14 protein-coding genes are annotated in these 15,279 nt (G+C 57.4%); 5 read left to right on the top strand and 9 right to left on the bottom strand.

From position 1 onward, the window contains the following. Positions 1–3 precede the first annotated feature (3 nt). Entirely contained in the window at positions 4–1,206 is a 1,203-nt protein-coding gene (hemW, locus tag B9Z48_RS01500) for a radical SAM family heme chaperone HemW (RefSeq protein WP_108377168.1), read from the top strand. Between the two features lie 23 nt (positions 1,207–1,229). Here the strand turns inward: hemW and B9Z48_RS01505 are convergent, their stop codons facing one another. Next, positions 1,230–1,598, bottom strand: a complete 369-nt coding sequence (locus tag B9Z48_RS01505) for a hypothetical protein (protein WP_089953043.1) — start codon at positions 1,596–1,598, stop codon at positions 1,230–1,232. 66 nt (positions 1,599–1,664) lie between these two features. Then, the gene (locus B9Z48_RS01510) at positions 1,665–2,597 is read right to left on the bottom strand and encodes a tripartite tricarboxylate transporter substrate binding protein (RefSeq protein WP_228769094.1); all 933 of its coding nucleotides are present in this window, start codon (positions 2,595–2,597) and stop codon (positions 1,665–1,667) included. Between the two features lie 325 nt (positions 2,598–2,922). Between B9Z48_RS01510 and B9Z48_RS01515 the strand changes: the two genes are divergently transcribed. Then, positions 2,923–3,759, top strand: coding sequence for an IclR family transcriptional regulator (locus B9Z48_RS01515; RefSeq protein ID WP_108376909.1), 837 nt, complete (start codon positions 2,923–2,925; stop codon positions 3,757–3,759). An 89-nt stretch (positions 3,760–3,848) separates the two neighbouring features. Here B9Z48_RS01515 and B9Z48_RS01520 read toward each other — a convergent pair whose 3' ends face one another. Both B9Z48_RS01520 and B9Z48_RS01525 read right to left on the bottom strand, forming a co-directional pair. Next, entirely contained in the window at positions 3,849–6,077 is a 2,229-nt protein-coding gene (locus B9Z48_RS01520) for a molybdopterin cofactor-binding domain-containing protein (protein WP_108376910.1), read from the bottom strand. A gap of 10 nt (positions 6,078–6,087) precedes the next feature. Beyond that, entirely contained in the window at positions 6,088–6,546 is a 459-nt protein-coding gene (locus B9Z48_RS01525; protein WP_108376911.1) for a (2Fe-2S)-binding protein, read from the bottom strand. A gap of 246 nt (positions 6,547–6,792) precedes the next feature. Between B9Z48_RS01525 and B9Z48_RS01530 the strand changes: the two genes are divergently transcribed. Further along, positions 6,793–7,803: a quinone oxidoreductase gene (locus tag B9Z48_RS01530; protein WP_158273189.1), complete on the top strand. Its 1,011-nt coding sequence runs from the start codon at positions 6,793–6,795 to the stop codon at positions 7,801–7,803. A gap of 3 nt (positions 7,804–7,806) precedes the next feature. Then, complete coding sequence (locus B9Z48_RS01535; protein ID WP_089953033.1) at positions 7,807–8,772, top strand: tripartite tricarboxylate transporter substrate binding protein; 966 nt, start codon at positions 7,807–7,809, stop codon at positions 8,770–8,772. A gap of 74 nt (positions 8,773–8,846) precedes the next feature. Here B9Z48_RS01535 and B9Z48_RS01540 read toward each other — a convergent pair whose 3' ends face one another. Next, on the bottom strand, positions 8,847–9,812 hold the full coding sequence (locus B9Z48_RS01540; protein WP_108376913.1) for a Gfo/Idh/MocA family protein: 966 nt from the start codon (positions 9,810–9,812) through the stop codon (positions 8,847–8,849). 171 nt (positions 9,813–9,983) lie between these two features. Here B9Z48_RS01540 and B9Z48_RS01545 point away from each other — a divergent pair, with 171 nt between their 5' ends. After that, positions 9,984–11,309, top strand: coding sequence for a glutamate carboxypeptidase (locus tag B9Z48_RS01545; protein ID WP_108376914.1), 1,326 nt, complete (start codon positions 9,984–9,986; stop codon positions 11,307–11,309). Positions 11,310–11,390: 81 nt separating this feature from the next. Here the strand turns inward: B9Z48_RS01545 and B9Z48_RS01550 are convergent, their stop codons facing one another. Genes B9Z48_RS01550 through B9Z48_RS01565 form a run of 4 tightly spaced genes read right to left on the bottom strand, consistent with a single transcriptional unit; the run spans position 11,391 to position 15,269 of the window. Beyond that, complete coding sequence (locus tag B9Z48_RS01550) at positions 11,391–12,170, bottom strand: enoyl-CoA hydratase/isomerase family protein (RefSeq protein ID WP_108376915.1); 780 nt, start codon at positions 12,168–12,170, stop codon at positions 11,391–11,393. A 32-nt stretch (positions 12,171–12,202) separates the two neighbouring features. Next, on the bottom strand, positions 12,203–13,423 hold the full coding sequence (locus tag B9Z48_RS01555) for a CaiB/BaiF CoA-transferase family protein (RefSeq protein WP_108376916.1): 1,221 nt from the start codon (positions 13,421–13,423) through the stop codon (positions 12,203–12,205). After that, the gene (locus B9Z48_RS01560; protein ID WP_233260978.1) at positions 13,420–14,280 is read right to left on the bottom strand and encodes an SDR family oxidoreductase; all 861 of its coding nucleotides are present in this window, start codon (positions 14,278–14,280) and stop codon (positions 13,420–13,422) included. Before B9Z48_RS01560 ends, B9Z48_RS01555 begins: the two co-directional genes overlap by 4 nt. Positions 14,281–14,291: 11 nt before the next feature. Further along, on the bottom strand, positions 14,292–15,269 hold the full coding sequence (locus B9Z48_RS01565) for a tripartite tricarboxylate transporter substrate binding protein (RefSeq protein WP_228769076.1): 978 nt from the start codon (positions 15,267–15,269) through the stop codon (positions 14,292–14,294). Between the last annotated feature and the right edge of the window lie 10 nt (positions 15,270–15,279).

Consider the following 15,279-nt stretch of genomic DNA (forward strand, 5'->3'; position numbering starts at 1 on the left):
CCCATGTTGGACCCGATGCACGCCATGCGCCCAGGCGTGTTGCAGCTCAGCAGCCTGCCGCCCTTGTCGCTGTATGTTCACCTGCCTTGGTGCATCAAAAAATGTCCTTACTGCGATTTCAACTCGCACGAGTTGCGTGCCGGGGCCGATGCACCATCCACGCAAGACGCCTACATCGATGCACTGTTCGCCGATCTCGAGGCCAGCTTGCCCTTGATCTGGGGCCGCAGCATCCAGACCGTGTTTTTGGGTGGTGGCACACCCAGCCTGTTTTCTCCTGAAGCGATAGACCGTTTGGTGGGCGGCATACGCGCCCGCGTGCGCTTGGCACCTGACGCCGAAATCACCATGGAGGCCAACCCTGGCACTTTCGAGAAAGACCGCTTTAAGGCCTTCCGCCAAGCGGGCATCACCCGTTTGTCGATTGGCGTGCAGAGTTTTGACAATGCGCATTTGAAAGCGCTGGGTCGGGTGCACGACCGCGACCAAGCCTTGGCCGCCGTGACGGAAGCTGCACAGGTGTTTGACACCTTCAACTTGGACTTGATGTACGCCTTGCCAGGCCAAACCCTGCAAGGCCTGACACAAGACATCCAAACCGCCTTGGCCTTTGTGCCACCGCACATCTCGATTTATCACCTGACGATCGAGCCCAACACCGTGTTTGCCAAGTTTCCGCCTTCCTTGCCCGAAGACGATCAGGCCTACGAGATGATGGACCGGATCACTGAGTTGACGGCACAGGCGGGTCTGGAGCGTTACGAGGTGTCGGCTTACGCCAAGCCTGGACACAGGTGCTCACACAACCTCAACTATTGGCAATTTGGTGATTATTTGGGCATTGGCGCGGGAGCGCACAGCAAGCTCAGTTTTGCGCACCGTGTGTTGCGCCAAGTGCGTTACCGCGAGCCCGCTTTGTACATGCTCCAAGCCATGAAGGGCGAGCCTGTGACACAAAGCAAGGAAGTGCCTCGCCAAGAACTGCCTTTTGAATTCATGCTCAATGCGCTGCGTTTACGGGGTGGGTTTGCGCTGGCCGATTACGTGGACCGCACGGGTTTGGCGCTCAACAGCCTTCAAAAAGGGTTGCTGGAGGCCGAGCAAAAAGGCTTGATTGGCAGAGACCTGCACCGGGTCTGGCCGACAGACAGGGGGTTTGACTTCTTAAGTGACTTACAGGCGCTGTTTTTGGCTGAAAGTGTCTGAAACCTGAAGATTTCCTTGTGCATTCACAGGGAAAGTGTTTGGTGGGCCTGCTGCATGGACTGGCCCAATGTGTTGAAGTATTCCAGCGTGCGCTCAGACGGAATCAGGAACTTGGCGCGTCGGTCTCCCTCTTGGCTTTGTGCCATGAGCATTTCTTTGTCGCGCAGGCGGGTGATGCGTTTGTGCAGAGTGGCCGGAGAGCCCAAATCTTCCAAGGCAATGGCCTCACGCACGGTCATGGGGTTTTTTTCGTACCACCTCAGCACCACCGCTTGTAACAAAGCCTCTTCGTTGGCGTCCATCTCCAATCCGACAGGAAGCACCTGAATGGCTTTGGTGAGCTTCAGGAAGCGCAAATAAGCTGCAGCGAACGGGCTATTGGTTTTTTCCATAATTTTTCGATTTTAACGAATTAATCATATGCCACGTTGCTTTTGACAACATGGCATCCATGGTGTTCAAGGTGACGTGATTTTTCTTTCTCGGATGATGCGACCCCAGGTGGCTGTTTCACTGACCATGTAACGCGCCAGCTCATCGCGCGAGCCTGGCATGGGGGTTAAACCATGTTTGTTGAGTTGTTCTACCACGTCTGATGCTGTCAATACTTTGACCAATTCGGTGTTCCATCGATCTAAAACCGGTTTGGGCACTTTGGATGAGGCCACGAAGGCGTACCAGTTGGTGGCATTGAATCCTGGATAGCCCGATTCCGCAATCGTGGGGATGTGCGGTAATGCACCCAGGCGTTGTGTGCCTGTGCTGGCCAGGGGAATGATCTTGCCCGCCTCGATGTGAGGTGCTGCTGTGGCCATGGTGGCATACCAGGCTGCCACACGGCCACCCAGCAAGTCCTGCAGTGCAGCTGCGCCGCCTTTGTAGGGGACATGCAAGGTGTCGAGTTTGGCCATGTCGTTGAGCAATTCGCCCGCCAAATGAGATGCGGAGCCTGGGCCGGTGGACGCAAAATCGAGTTTGCCGGGGTTCTTTTTGGCGGCCGCAATGAATTCGGCAAACGTCTTGATGCCCGTGCCGGGGTGCACCACCAACACGTTGGGAAAGTTCACGGCCATGGTCAGCGGGGCCAAGTCTTTCACCGGATCGTAGGGGAGCTTCATCATGTGGGGTGCAATGGTCAGCGGACCCACAGAACCCAACAAGAGCACACTGCCATCGGATGGGCCGGTGGCGGTGTACTGGTGGGCGATGTTGCCGCCTGCACCGGCTTTGTTTTCCACGGTGACGGCGACGCCCAGGTTTTCACCCAGTTTTTTGGCAATGATCCGAGCGCCTGTGTCGGCTGCGCCGCCCGGCACAAAACCCACGACCATGCTGATGGTCTTTTTAGGTGGGAACTCCTGCGCGGTGGCCTGAGTCAAGGGCGTCAGCATGGCCGCAATGGCGCAGCAGGTGGAAAGGATCAAGTGGCGTGGCATGGTGTGCATGGTTGAAAACGGGGTCAGTGTGGTTGAACAGGGGCTAGGCGGGTCGCTTGGCTGGCTTGAAGCCAGATAAAACAAACAACTCCAATGTTGTCGCAAATTGTCCCGTTCTTCGCCCCAAAGTCAGCGAACGAACAGTCGCATCAATAAAAGCATGACCTGCTCGGCGCACTGCGTTCAATTTCCCAACTGATTATTTTTCAAAATTAATTCCAAAATCAGTATCTCTGTGAAAACAACACCGCACAATACAATAATTTCGCTATTCGAAATTATGAGCAGCAAACAGACCGCCGGTCCTTCTTCGAGCCGTCGACAAACACGCCAGACCGGGGTGTTTGTGAGAACAACGCCGGGCAGCCAATCTCTGGAGCGGGGGCTGAGAATTTTGCGCACCTTCCGGCATGGTGTGGATTCACTGACCAATGCTGACATTGCCGAGCGAACGGGGCTGGTGCGGCCCACAGTGAGTCGGCTCTGCCGCTCCTTGGTGGACAGTGGGTTTCTCGAGTTTGATCGTCAGCAAAACGCCTACCGTTTGAGTGTGGCCAGTTTGAGTCTGGCTTTGTCGTTCAGGTCCACAGAGCCTGAACTGGACGTGGCGCTTCCTTTGATGCGCGAGTTGGCTCAGAGCCGGAAAGTCAATGTGAGCCTGGCCACGGCAGACCAGCTGGAGATGGTCTATGTGGAAACCGTTCGATTCAGTCGACAAGGCGTTTTCAGGCACCAAGCGGCCGGCAGTCGGATTCCGATGGCCATCACTTCCTTGGGTCGCGCCTATCTGGCGGGCATGCCTGCCTTGCAACGCCAATGCTTGCTTGAAAAAATGCAATCTGCGCAGGGCAAGGATTGGCCAAAAACGCAAGAGCAGCTGCAGCAAGCCCTCCAGCAATTCGAGCTGAGCGGCTTTTGTTACACCCAATGGCAGCCGGGCATGGGCTCAGTCGCTTCGCCCATTCAGTCACCCAGCGGCAGAACTTACGCCATCCACATCAGCTATCACATCGAATCGCCTGACTCGGAGACCCGTCAGATGGATGCGTACGCAGCACTGCTGAGCCATCTGGTGCACGACGTCAAGGCGGCATGGGCAGAAAAAATCGGCGATTGAAGACCCTCACCCCAACGCCAAGCCACAGGCCCGGTCAATGTCATTGACCCGGGCCTGTCGAGCATGGCGCTTGACGGTGGTGATGCCTTTTATGCGGTTTTGGCTCCCGCCCCTTTCAGGGCCGTCAAAACGGATTCTGGCGTGAAGGGAATGGTGCGCAAGCGCACCCCGGTCGCGTCAAACACCGCATTGGCGATGGCAGCGGGGACCGTGGTGGGGGTCTGTTCGCCCGCACCCCAGGCGGGCAGACCTGGTTGATTGATCAACACCGTTTGAACCGTTGGGGTTTCGGGGAATCGCAATATGGGGTAGCTGGCCCAATCCACACTGTCAATGGTGCTGCCATGCCATTGCACTTCCTCCATGAGGGTTCGGCTGATGGTTTGGATGACACCACCTTCTACCTGGTTCAGTACACCATCGGGGTTGATGATTTGCCCACAATCGTGGGCCACAAAAACCTTGGTGACCTGGATTTGGCCTGTGCTTCGATTGACCTCCACCTCTGCGACCGTGGCCACATAAGTGATGGCATTGTTGTAGCGCACATATGAAATGCCCCGACCGCGTGCGATGTTGCCTGCAGTCACTTGGCTGGCTGAGGGTCGCTTTGTCCAATTGGACGCCTTGAGCGCCGCTTGAATGACAGCGCTGGCGCGTGCATCGTTCAGGTGGGCCAGACGGAACTCGGCGGCATCGGCACCCGCTGCTGCGGCCAATTCGTCCATGAAGGATTCGTTGGCAAAACTGTTCTCGATACGGCCAGGACTGCGCAAATGCGAAGAACGCAAAAAAGTCTGTGCAACGTGCTTGGTGGTGACCAAGATGTTAGGCACCACATAAGGCGCTCCGGCATTCTGGAACAAGAACCCCACCCAGTTACCGGGGCGAGGAATGCCTGTGTCGCTGGCGGCCAGCAATGGAAAATCCAGTGGTTTGAATGCGGCAATGTGGTTCAAGGCGATGAAAAAATCGCCTTTCCAACCGGTGATCTTGCCCTGCTCATCCAGACTGGCTTCCAGATCCATCGAACGTGGTGGGCTTTTGGGTGCCAAGGCCGTTTCATCCTGACGCGTCCATTGCACGCGCACAGGTTTGCCAATTTTCATGGCAATCAGGGCTGCGTCCGCGGTTGCATCTTCATGGCCATTGCGGCCATAGCAGCCTGAACCGTCCAGATACACCAACCGGATGGCGGTTTTGGGCAAGCCCGTGATGACCGACAACTCGTGCTGCATGGAGTGTGTGGCCTGCGACGCTGACCAGCACACCAGTTGCCCATTTTTGAAGTCGGCCACCGCACACGACGGTCCGATGGAGGCATGCGTTTGCACCGCAAAGTTGTAGGTGGCTTTGACGCTGCGGGCTGCGCTGCCCAAGACTTGGGACACGTCGCCCACTTTTTGTGTGGCCTCTTCCTTGGCCACAGGCATTTTGCGCCAGGCTTCAAAAATAGTGGCTTTGGCAGGCAAGTCTGCACCGGAACTCCATTGGGCCTTCAAGGCATCTGAGGCCTTGATCGCTGCCCACTCGGTTTTGGCCACAACCGCCAAAAAGTTGCCTTGACGCACGGTTTGCACAAAACCCTTGATCTTTTTGGCCTGTGAATCATCGACCCCTTGCAGTGATGCCCCGATTTGGGTGGGTCGAATGACCCGGGCATGCAGCATGCCCGGAAGCCGCAGGTCGTGCACATAGAGGTGCTCGCCAGTGACTTTGGCTGGAATGTCCACGCGCGGCACCGACTGACCCACGAGTTTGTAGTCGGTGTGTTTTTTAACGGCAATCTTGGGGTCGATCTTGATTTCAAATCCTGACCCAATGAGGCTCCCGTAAGTGGCGGTTTTGCGACTGGCCTCGTGTGCGATCACCCCATCGTTGACGATCAATTCAGTTACTGGCACACCCCAATTTTTGGCTGCTCGCTGCAGCAAGGCTTGTCGTGCGTTGGCCGCAGCAATGCGCAACTCGCTGCCGCCTTGTGAAATGGTGATGGCTGCACCCGTGAGCCATTGGTCAGGTGTGGTGCCCGTGTCGCCCATGACCATGTCAATGCGGCCAAAGCCCACATCCAGCTCGTCTGCGGCAATTTGGCTGAGTGCCGTTTTGGTGCCCGTGCCCAAATCCACTTTGCCCACGTAAAGGGTAATGCGGTTGTTTTTGTCAATGGTCAGCCACGAGTCCAGTGCATCTGTGGCCACGCTCTTGGTCGGGGCCAGACCATTGGCCGCTTGGGCTGTACCCGTCAAAGAAAAGCCTACGGCCAAGACCCCAGCGCCAGCAGCACCCAAAAATTGACGTCGATTGAAGTTGCTCATCGTGCTCTCCTCAGGCGGTGATGGCGCGTTTGACGGCGGCCACAATGCGTTGATGGGTGCCGCAGCGGCAAAGGTTGCCGGCCAGGGCTTCTTGGATTTGTTGGTCGCTCGGATTTTTGTTTTTGGCCAGCAAGGCGGTGGCCGTCATGATCATGCCGTTGATGCAATAGCCACATTGCACGGCTTGGGTGTCGATGAACGCTTGTTGCAATTTGCCGGGTTTGGTCGTGCTGCCCAGGCCTTCCAAGGTGGTCACGGCTTTGCCCTGCACACTGGCAGCGGGTGTGATGCAAGAGCGGGTGGCTTGCCCGTTGACCAAGACCGTGCACGCCCCGCATTGACCCTTGCCACAACCAAATTTGGGGCCATTGAGTCCCAATTGATCGCGCAGGGCGTAAAGCAGAGGGATGTCCTGATCGGCGTCGACCGAGCGGCCTTTGCCATTGACCTTCAAATTCATTTGAGCCATGTTTTGTCTCCATTGTTTTGAAAGGCACGCAACCGGACATGCCCTGCCTCGCATTGAACGCACCAAGGTCGCTGCGATCCAATTCATTATGAGGATTGGTCCATCCTTGCGCCTTCGTGATATCCCGAAGAAAGTCCGCTAGGCGACAGTTTTGTGGGCGGGTCTGAAGATACTGCAGCGTGTGTTGTGCATGGGCCGTGGGGCTTGTCCAGCCCGTGTGCAATGGCTTCTTTTCTGGAAAGCAAGATGGCATCTCCGTTTGAAATACAGGTCACCGCCATCGGTGGGCCTGAAGTTCTGCAAAGTCGTTCGATCGAGGTTCCTGTGCCAGCACCGCATCAGGTGGTTTTGGTTCACACGGCCATTGGCGTGAACTTTGTCGATATTTACTTGCGGGCGGGGCAGGCCCATTCACACAACCCGCAGCCTCCCTTTGTGCCTGGCATCAATGCCGTGGGCGAAATCGTGGCGTTGGGATCGCAGGTCAAAGACTTGCAATTGGGGCAAAAGGTCACCTACACCAACGCAGGCGTGGGCAGCTACAGCACCCATGTGGCGGTGTCGGCCGAGCGGCTGATCCCTGTGCCGCCCGATGTGGACGATGTGCGTGTGGCGGCCGGTTTGGTGCGGGCCCTCACTTGTCAGTACCTGCTCAAGCAAATGCGCCAACTCGAGCCCGGCACCCGCGTGCTGGTGCATGCCGCTGCCGGTGGGGTGGGGCAAATTTTGGTCCAGTGGGCCAAACGCTTGGGCTTGGTGGTGTTGGCCACTGCAGGCAGCGAAACCAAGGTCCAGACCGCCTTGGCGCTGGGGGCAGATTTCGCCATCAATTACCGCAGCGAGGACTTTGTCTCCGAGGTCAAACGCATCACGCAGGGACAGGGCGTGAGCGTGGTGTTTGACTCGGTCGGAAAAGACACTTTTGACGGCTCCCTGAAGTGCTTGGAGCCCAAGGGGCTGGTGGTCAACTTTGGCACCGCGTCCGGGCAAGTTGAGGGTTTTGCCTTGCAAGACCTGCACAGCCAATCGCTGTGGGTATGCCGCCCCACTTTGCGCACGTACATCGCCAACCGCGCTGACATGCTCGCCATGAGCGTGGAGGCCTTCGGCATCTTGGGCGACCCCACGATTCGCTTGGACATTGACACCTTGCTGCCCCTGAGTCAGGCCAGTGAGGCACACCGGTTGCTGGAGAGCCGAACCACGCAAGGGGCCATCGTTCTGATTCCAGACGCCCTCATGAACCCACAGGAGTAAACCATGCACATGATCAAAACCCTTTTGACCGCCACCTTTGGCTTGGCCGCACTGGTCTCGCCAGCCAGCGCAGAGTACCCGGACAAGCCCATTCGCATGGTGGTGGGCTATGCGCCAGGTGGTGCGGCTGACAAATTGGTGCGCCCCATCACCGATCGGTTGTCACGCATGTTCAAACAGCCTTTTGTGATGGATTACAAGCCAGGTGCCGGGGCAGCGTTGGCCGCAGAAATAACCGCCAAAGCGCCTGCCGATGGCTATACCTTTCACATCACAGACTCAGGCCCCATGACGATCTTGCCGCACATGCGCAAACTCGGCTACGACCCCTTGAGCAGCTTTACGCCCATCTCGATGGTGGGGGGTGGTGGTGTGGTGGTGGTGGTCCTGCCCACATCCAAAGCAACGGACATGAAGTCCTTGGTGGAATTGGCCAAAAAAGACCCCAAAAACTGGAGTTATGGCACCTCAGGGGTGGGCGGTGTGGGGCATCTGGCGGGTGAGCAATTCAAGGCCGCCGCCAAGCTGGACATTGGCCACATTCCCTACAAAGGCGGAAGCCCTGCCATCACCGAATTGCTCGGGGGGCATGTGCCGGTGTTGTTTTCTTCGTTGGGCTCAGCAGCTTCTCACATTCAGGCCGGCAAACTGCGGGCCTTGGCCGATTCCTCCAGCAAACGCAGTTCCATGTTCCCCGATGTGCCCACCATGGCCGAAGCCGGATTTCCAGGCTTTGATGCCAGCATTTGGTTTGGCATTGTTGGGCCGGCCGGTCTGCCCAAGGAAGTGATGGACAAATGGGTCCCTGCCATGGCCAGCGTCTTGAAAGACCCGGAAGTGATCGCCGCCATCAAACGCGAAGGCTACGACCCTATGCCCATGACGCCCCAGCAAACCACAGAACGGATCAAATCCGATTTTGAGTTGTGGGGCAAAACCGTCAGAAGCGCCAACATCAAAGCCGACTGAGGGCCCTGAGCTGTTCGCAGGCCGCGACAGCGGCACAGCGGCGGGTCAGGTCAGGTGCACCTTGGAAGTGGAAATCAGGACTTCCCCGCCAGCATGGCTTCCACCAACTCCTGGACTGCCAAGGCTTCTTCGGCCGTGGCCAGTTTGTGCGGCTGGCCGCGCAGCCACAAATCCACCTCACTCAACTGACGCTGCAAAGCGCTGGTGCGCGGGTCTTCGGTGCGCCAGTCCAAGGCCTCCTCCCAGGGGCCGCCGTTTGAGCGCCACAGTTGGTAAAACTCCCTGAATTGGTGGTTCATGCGGCTGCCGCGCACCGTGACTTCTTGACGGTCGGGTTGCTGGCCACCCGTGGTGGCCATGACCGTGACGGGCTTGCCATCGGCCGTGGTCAAGCGTGCCAGCATGTCCAACTCGCACAAGGTGGGGTCTTGCGGGTAACGCGGCAAAGCCTGCTGCAAAGTCAGTGGGCCCAAAAAGCGCCCGGCCAAAAACAAGAAATGTGAGGTCACTTCGCGGGTGTAACCACCTTCCTCGCGCAGGCGCAGCCAGTCGGCGTCTTTTTGCCAAGCACGGGGCCAGGCCGGGTAGTTCACCACGATGTCAATGCCCAGCAGTTCACCCGTTTCTCCAGCGTCCATGGCACGTTGCAGTTCTTCGAAACCCCGCGACGCCGCCTGGGTGAAGTTGACCACGCCGGGCAAACGCGCTTGGCGCAGTTGAGTGACCAAATCACGGCTTTGCGCGTTGTCAGTGCCCAGGGGTTTTTCCATGAACACGCCTTGCCCAGCCGCAGCGGCTTGCAAGGCGTAGGTTTTGCGCGGGCCTGGCGGGCAGGCCAGGTACACCACATCGGCCCCGGCCATGGCGGCTTGCGCATGGGCTGCAACGGGCACCTCAGGTGCCATCTCCCGCGTTTTGGCCACCGATGCGGGCGAAGGGTCCCAGACGCCGCACACCTCAAAGGCGGGATGTTGCAAAGTGTTTTCCAGCATGCGCCGGCCCATGATGCCCAGTCCGATGATGGCCATTTTGTGTGTCATGTTTTTCTCCTGTAGGTTGCAAGCTTAGCAAGGCTGCCGCACACGCGTGTCGCCTTTGCAATGCCCCCTGCAGAGCAGCCCCACGCGTGCTTGTGCTGTCGCGAATGCTGCTGACTGGCTTCAGTCAAAGTCGTTAAATGACCCCATCCATCCATCACTGAGGAAAACGTCATGTTGCTTTCGAATTGGGTTCGTCGTTCCAACCGTCAAGCGACCCGGCTGCTGTTGGCTGCCAGCTGCTGCGCAGCAGCATTCACACCAGCTTGGGCTCAGTCCCCAAGCGACCCTGCCAAGGCCCGTGTTCAAACGATGGCCCAATCCCAAACACCCGCCTTGCTGGACACCCTCAAAACTTTGGTTTCCATCGAGTCGGGCAGCCGGGATCTGGAGGGCCTTGAAAAAATCAGCCAGTTGATTGGGCAACGTCTGCAGCAAATGGGCATGGAGGTCAAAACCATTCCCACGCAGGCCCCAGACTTTCACCCCCAACTCAAAGGCGCCAAGCTCGGTTCGGTGGTGATGGGCACCAAAAAAGGCAAGGGCCAAAAGAAAGTGCTGTTGATCGCGCACATGGACACGGTCTATTTGAAGGGCATGGTGGCCAAACAGCCCTTTCGCATCGATGGCAACCGGGCTTATGGCTTGGCGATTTCAGACGATAAAGGGGGTGTGGCCTTGATTTTGCACACCGTGCAGATGCTGCAGGATTTGGGTTTTGACGATTACGCAGAACTCGCTGTGGCCATCAACGGCGACGAAGAAGTGGGCTCGGCGGGCTCCAGCGCCTTGCTGGTCCGGTTGGGCGAGGAATACGATGCGGTGATGTCCTTTGAAGGCGGTGGTGTCGACAAAGACATGGTTCGACTGGCCACCAGCAGCATTGCCATTGTGGAGATGAAAGTCACCGGCAAAGCCTCTCATGCTGGCGCCAACCCCGAAGGCGGGCGCAACGCAGTCTACGAATTGGCGCACCAGATGCTCAAGACCCGCAACTTTGGTGACCCGTCCAAGGGACTCAAGATCAACTGGACCGTGGCCCGGGGTGGCGATGTCCGCAATGTGATTCCCGCTTCAGCCAGCGCCATTGCCGATGTGCGTTCGCTGTCCAACAAGGACCTGGATCAGATGGAGGCCAGCTTGAAAGAAGCCATCAAGGACAAGTTGGTCCCGGACACCCAAATTGACCTGAGTTTTTACAGAAGCCGTCCAGCCTTTGAAGCCACTCAAGCATCTCGGGTCATGGCGCAACACGCCTTGGGCATTTTTCAGGAAATCGGTCAAAACCTGATGGTCCAAGAGCGTGCCACCGGTGGGGGGACGGATGCCGCGTTTGCCGGGCTGCGTCCCAAAGGTGGTGTGCTGGAGAGTTTTGGACTGCGCGGCTTTGGAGCCCACTCGAACGACGACGAGTACATCTTCATCGACTCGATCGCGCCACGGCTGTATCTGTCCACACGCATGGTGATGGATGTGGGCAGCGGCAAAGTCAAATGGTGATCAAGCCACAGGGATGTTCACCATCCTTGTTGCACAGGCCGGCGCGAGTTGGCCTGTGCAGCCACCCGCGCAACCACCCATTCAGCGGGCTTGGAACTGCGGTGGTCGGCGTTCGGTCATGGCTTTGACGCCTTCTTTGAAATCTTCGGTTTTGAACTGCCAGTTTTGCTCGGCACTTTCATGCGCTACCGCTTGCTGCAGTTGCGGCACCAAGCCTTGGCGCAGGGTGGCCCGTGTGGACTGAACCGACAGCGGGGCTGAGACAGCGATTTCGTGGGCGAGTTGGAGGGCTTCGGCACGCACATCGGATTGGGCCACCAGCACATCGGCCAACCCCATGTCCAAGGCTTCTTGTCCCCCAATGCGCCTGCCCGTGAAAAACAGCAAATTGGCTTTTTGAATCCCTACCAAGCGGGGCAAAGTGACCGACAGACCAAAACCCGGATGAAAGCCCAAACGGTTGAAGTTGGCCGTGAAACGGGCTTCTGGGCAGGTGACGCGGAAATCGGCCACCAAGGCCAAGCCGAGTCCGCCACCCACAGCAGCGCCTTGAATGGCCGCCACAATCGGTTTACGGCAAGAAAAAATCCGAATGGCCTCGAAATACAAAGGATTGGTGCCTGGGTTTTCAGGGCGGCTGATTTTGTCATCCGGGCTGTTGAAATTGGCCCCGGCACAAAATGCCGTGCCCTGAGAGGCCAGCACAATAGCCCGACACTGCGGGTTCTGATCCAGGGCTTCGAAGGTATTGGCAATTTGCTGGATCAATTCAAAGTCAAAAAAATTGTGAGGTGGTCTGCAAATTTCCACCAAGGTGACATGTTGGTCCTGGGTGATGTTCAGATCAGGGGCAGTGCTCATGGGAGGTCCTGTTGTAGGAGAGGTAAGAATCGTCAGTTGCTGTTCAAAATGACGCCTTGATCGGCCAGTGCCTGGATTTGATCGGCGCTGTAACCCAACTCAGACAAGATGGTGTGCGTGTCCTGGCCTAGGCGGTGGGCCTGATGGCGCACCTTGGCCGGTGTTTTGGCAAATTTGACAGTAGGGCGCACATAACGAATGGCCCCAACGTCAGGGTGGACCGTGTCCTCAAACAGGCCCACGGCTTGTAATTGGGGGTGAGCTGGCAAGTCCTCCATGGCGTAGATGGGGGTGGCGGGAATGTCCAGTCGGTCGCAAATCTCAATCCATTCGGCGGTGGTTTTGGTGGCGGTGATTTGGTGCAAAGCGGCGTACAGCCCTTTGATGTTGGCATTGCGTGTGACGCGGTTGCTCACCCCCAAAGACTGGCCCAAGGCCTCTTGACCCGCATCTTTGAAAAAACTTTCCCAATGGTGGTTGGTGTACGGCAGCATGGCAATGAAGCCATCGCGTGTGGGGCTGGGTTGACGTCCACCACCCAACACACGGCTGTAGCCAGCGCTTTGCGTGGCTGGGTTGCGGGTCAGTCCCCCCAGGTGCTCCACCAAGGTGAAGGCCACCATGGTCTCTAGCATGGGCACTTCCACATATTGCCCTTGGCCGCTGCGCGACTTGGCCAGCAAGGCTGCCAAAACGGCGTTGACCAAAACCATGCCTGTGGTTTTGTCGGCCACCAGTGTGGAGACGTAATCTGGCCGATCGCGGTCCAGGCTGTTGACACTGGCCAATCCACAAGCTGCCTGAATGATGTCGTCAAAAGCGGGGCGGTCCTTGTCGGGGCCATCTTGGTCAAAACCTGTGGCGGCGCAGTAGACGATTTGGGGGTTGGCTTGGGCCACTGCGTCGTAGCCAAAACCGAGTTTTTCAATGGCCGAGACCCGCATGTTGTGCACCAGCACATCCACCCGCGGAATCAATTGCCGCAAAATGGCTTTGCCTTGCTCTGACTTCAAGTCCAAGGCCAAGGATTGTTTGTTGCGGTTGATGGCCAGATAAATGGAGCTCATGCTGGGCGAGAGGTTCACGCCGTTGGAGCGCATCAAATCACCTTCAAGGCTTTCGATCTTGATGACCTCAGCACCGTAATCGCCCAGAATTTGTGTGGCCAGAGGACCCAGCACCACCGAGGTCAGGTCCAGTATGCGAATGCCTGTCAAAGGCCCATCAGACAAGTCGATGTTGGCGTCACTCATGCTGTGTTTTTCTTGGGTTTGAGGCTGTCCCAGGTGCTGTCAGGCCAGTGCTGCATGTTGTAAGCCGATGCGCCTGCCGCACCTTGCAGCATTCGGCCGCCATCGATGATCACGGCCTCTCCCGTGATGAAGGCGGCACTGTCTGAAATCAAGTACACACACAAGTCGGCCAATTCATGGTGCTGCCCGACACGCCGCAGCGCCACACCTTGTTCAATGGGGGCGTCACCGATGCGTTCTTGCGGCATCAGGCGAGACCAAGCACCTTCGGTCGGAAACGGCCCTGGCACCACCCCCACGGTGCGAATGCCATAAGGGCCCCATTCGACGGCCAGGCTTTTGATCATGGCCAGTGCACCGGCCTTGGCCATGGCCGATGGCACTGTGAAGGGCATGCCGGTCAGGGCCGACTGGGTCAGGATGGACATCACCGTGCCTGGGCGTCCAGCCTCGATCCAACGGCGGCCCACGTCCAGGGTGCAGTAGGCCGAACCCTTGAGCACGATGTCGACCACCGCATCAAAAGCACGCGTGGACAGGCGTTCAGTTCGGGCCAAAAAATTGCCCGCCGCATTGTTGAGCAGCACATCCAGTGGTGCTTTGGCCCAGATGGCGTCCATCATGTCTTGCACGGCCTGCGCATCCCGTACGTCACAGACATGCGTTTCAATGTCAACACCCAAGGTGCTCTTGAACTCTTGGGCTGTTTGGCTCAACACGTCTGGGCGTCGACCACAAATCACCAAGTCTGCACCCAAAGCCACATACCGCTGGCCAATGCTTTTGCCCAAGCCTGTGCCACCACCCGTGATCAGGATGCGCTTGCCCGCCAGCAAATCGGGTCTGTACATCGACATGCCGTGGGCTTTCATTCGGGTTGCATGCCAGCCATTTTGGAAATACGTGTGAACCGCTCGAGCTCGTCTTGCTGGAATTTCAGCATCGAGTCACCAAAGTAAGGCATGTTGTCTGAACCGGAAGCTTTGTTGAAGTCCATGCCTTCACGAGAATCCCTGACTTTGACCAAGGCTTCAATGAGCTTTTTCTTGATGGCTTCTGGCGTGCCGGCCTTGACGTAAAACGACGTCCAGGAGTAGTTCACATATTCAGGAAAACCACTGTCAATGAAGGTCGGGACGTTGGGGAAATCGGGGTGTCTTTTCTCACCTGAGACGGCCAGTGCCTTGAGCTTGCCTGATTTGATCAAGGCCGCAGCCCCGCCCAGATCGGCAATGCCCACATCCAGTTGATCCCCCATCAGGTCGGTAAAAATTTGAGCGCCCCCTTTGTAGGTGATGTGGTTGAACTTGACGTCGGCCATGTTGGAAAACCATTCACCTGCCAAACGATAGCCCGCCGAGTAATTGGCCAGGCTCAATGGTTTGGTGGGATTCTTTTTGGAATGTTCCACCACATCTTTCAAATGGTTGAACTTGGAATTGCCAGACACCACCCAGACATTCATGTTGCGCGACAGACCGGCCAAAGGCGTCAAGTCGGTCATGGGGTTGTAGGGGAGATTTTTGATGCTGATGGGATTGACCGAGATGGGTGAATTGCTGGCCAACAAAATCGCGTGACCATCGGCGGGCAAAGCCAACAAGGCCTGAACCGAAATGATGCCACTGGCACCGGGTTTGTTTTCAACCGTGGCCGACTGACCCAACTGCTTGGCCAGTCGATCGCCAAAAAAGCGGGCCGAGGTGTCAGAGCCGCTGCCGGCCGTGAAGGGGACAAAAATGCGAAAAGGTTTGGACGGAAAGTCTTTGTCTTGGGCCACTGCCCCTGTGCACAGGGCCATGGCCAACGACAAAGCGCAGCCGGTGAGAAAGTTTCGCTTGAGCATGTTTTTTGTC

This window comes from Limnohabitans sp. WS1 (genome assembly GCF_003063265.1).
GTDB lineage: Bacteria > Pseudomonadota > Gammaproteobacteria > Burkholderiales > Burkholderiaceae_C > Limnohabitans_A.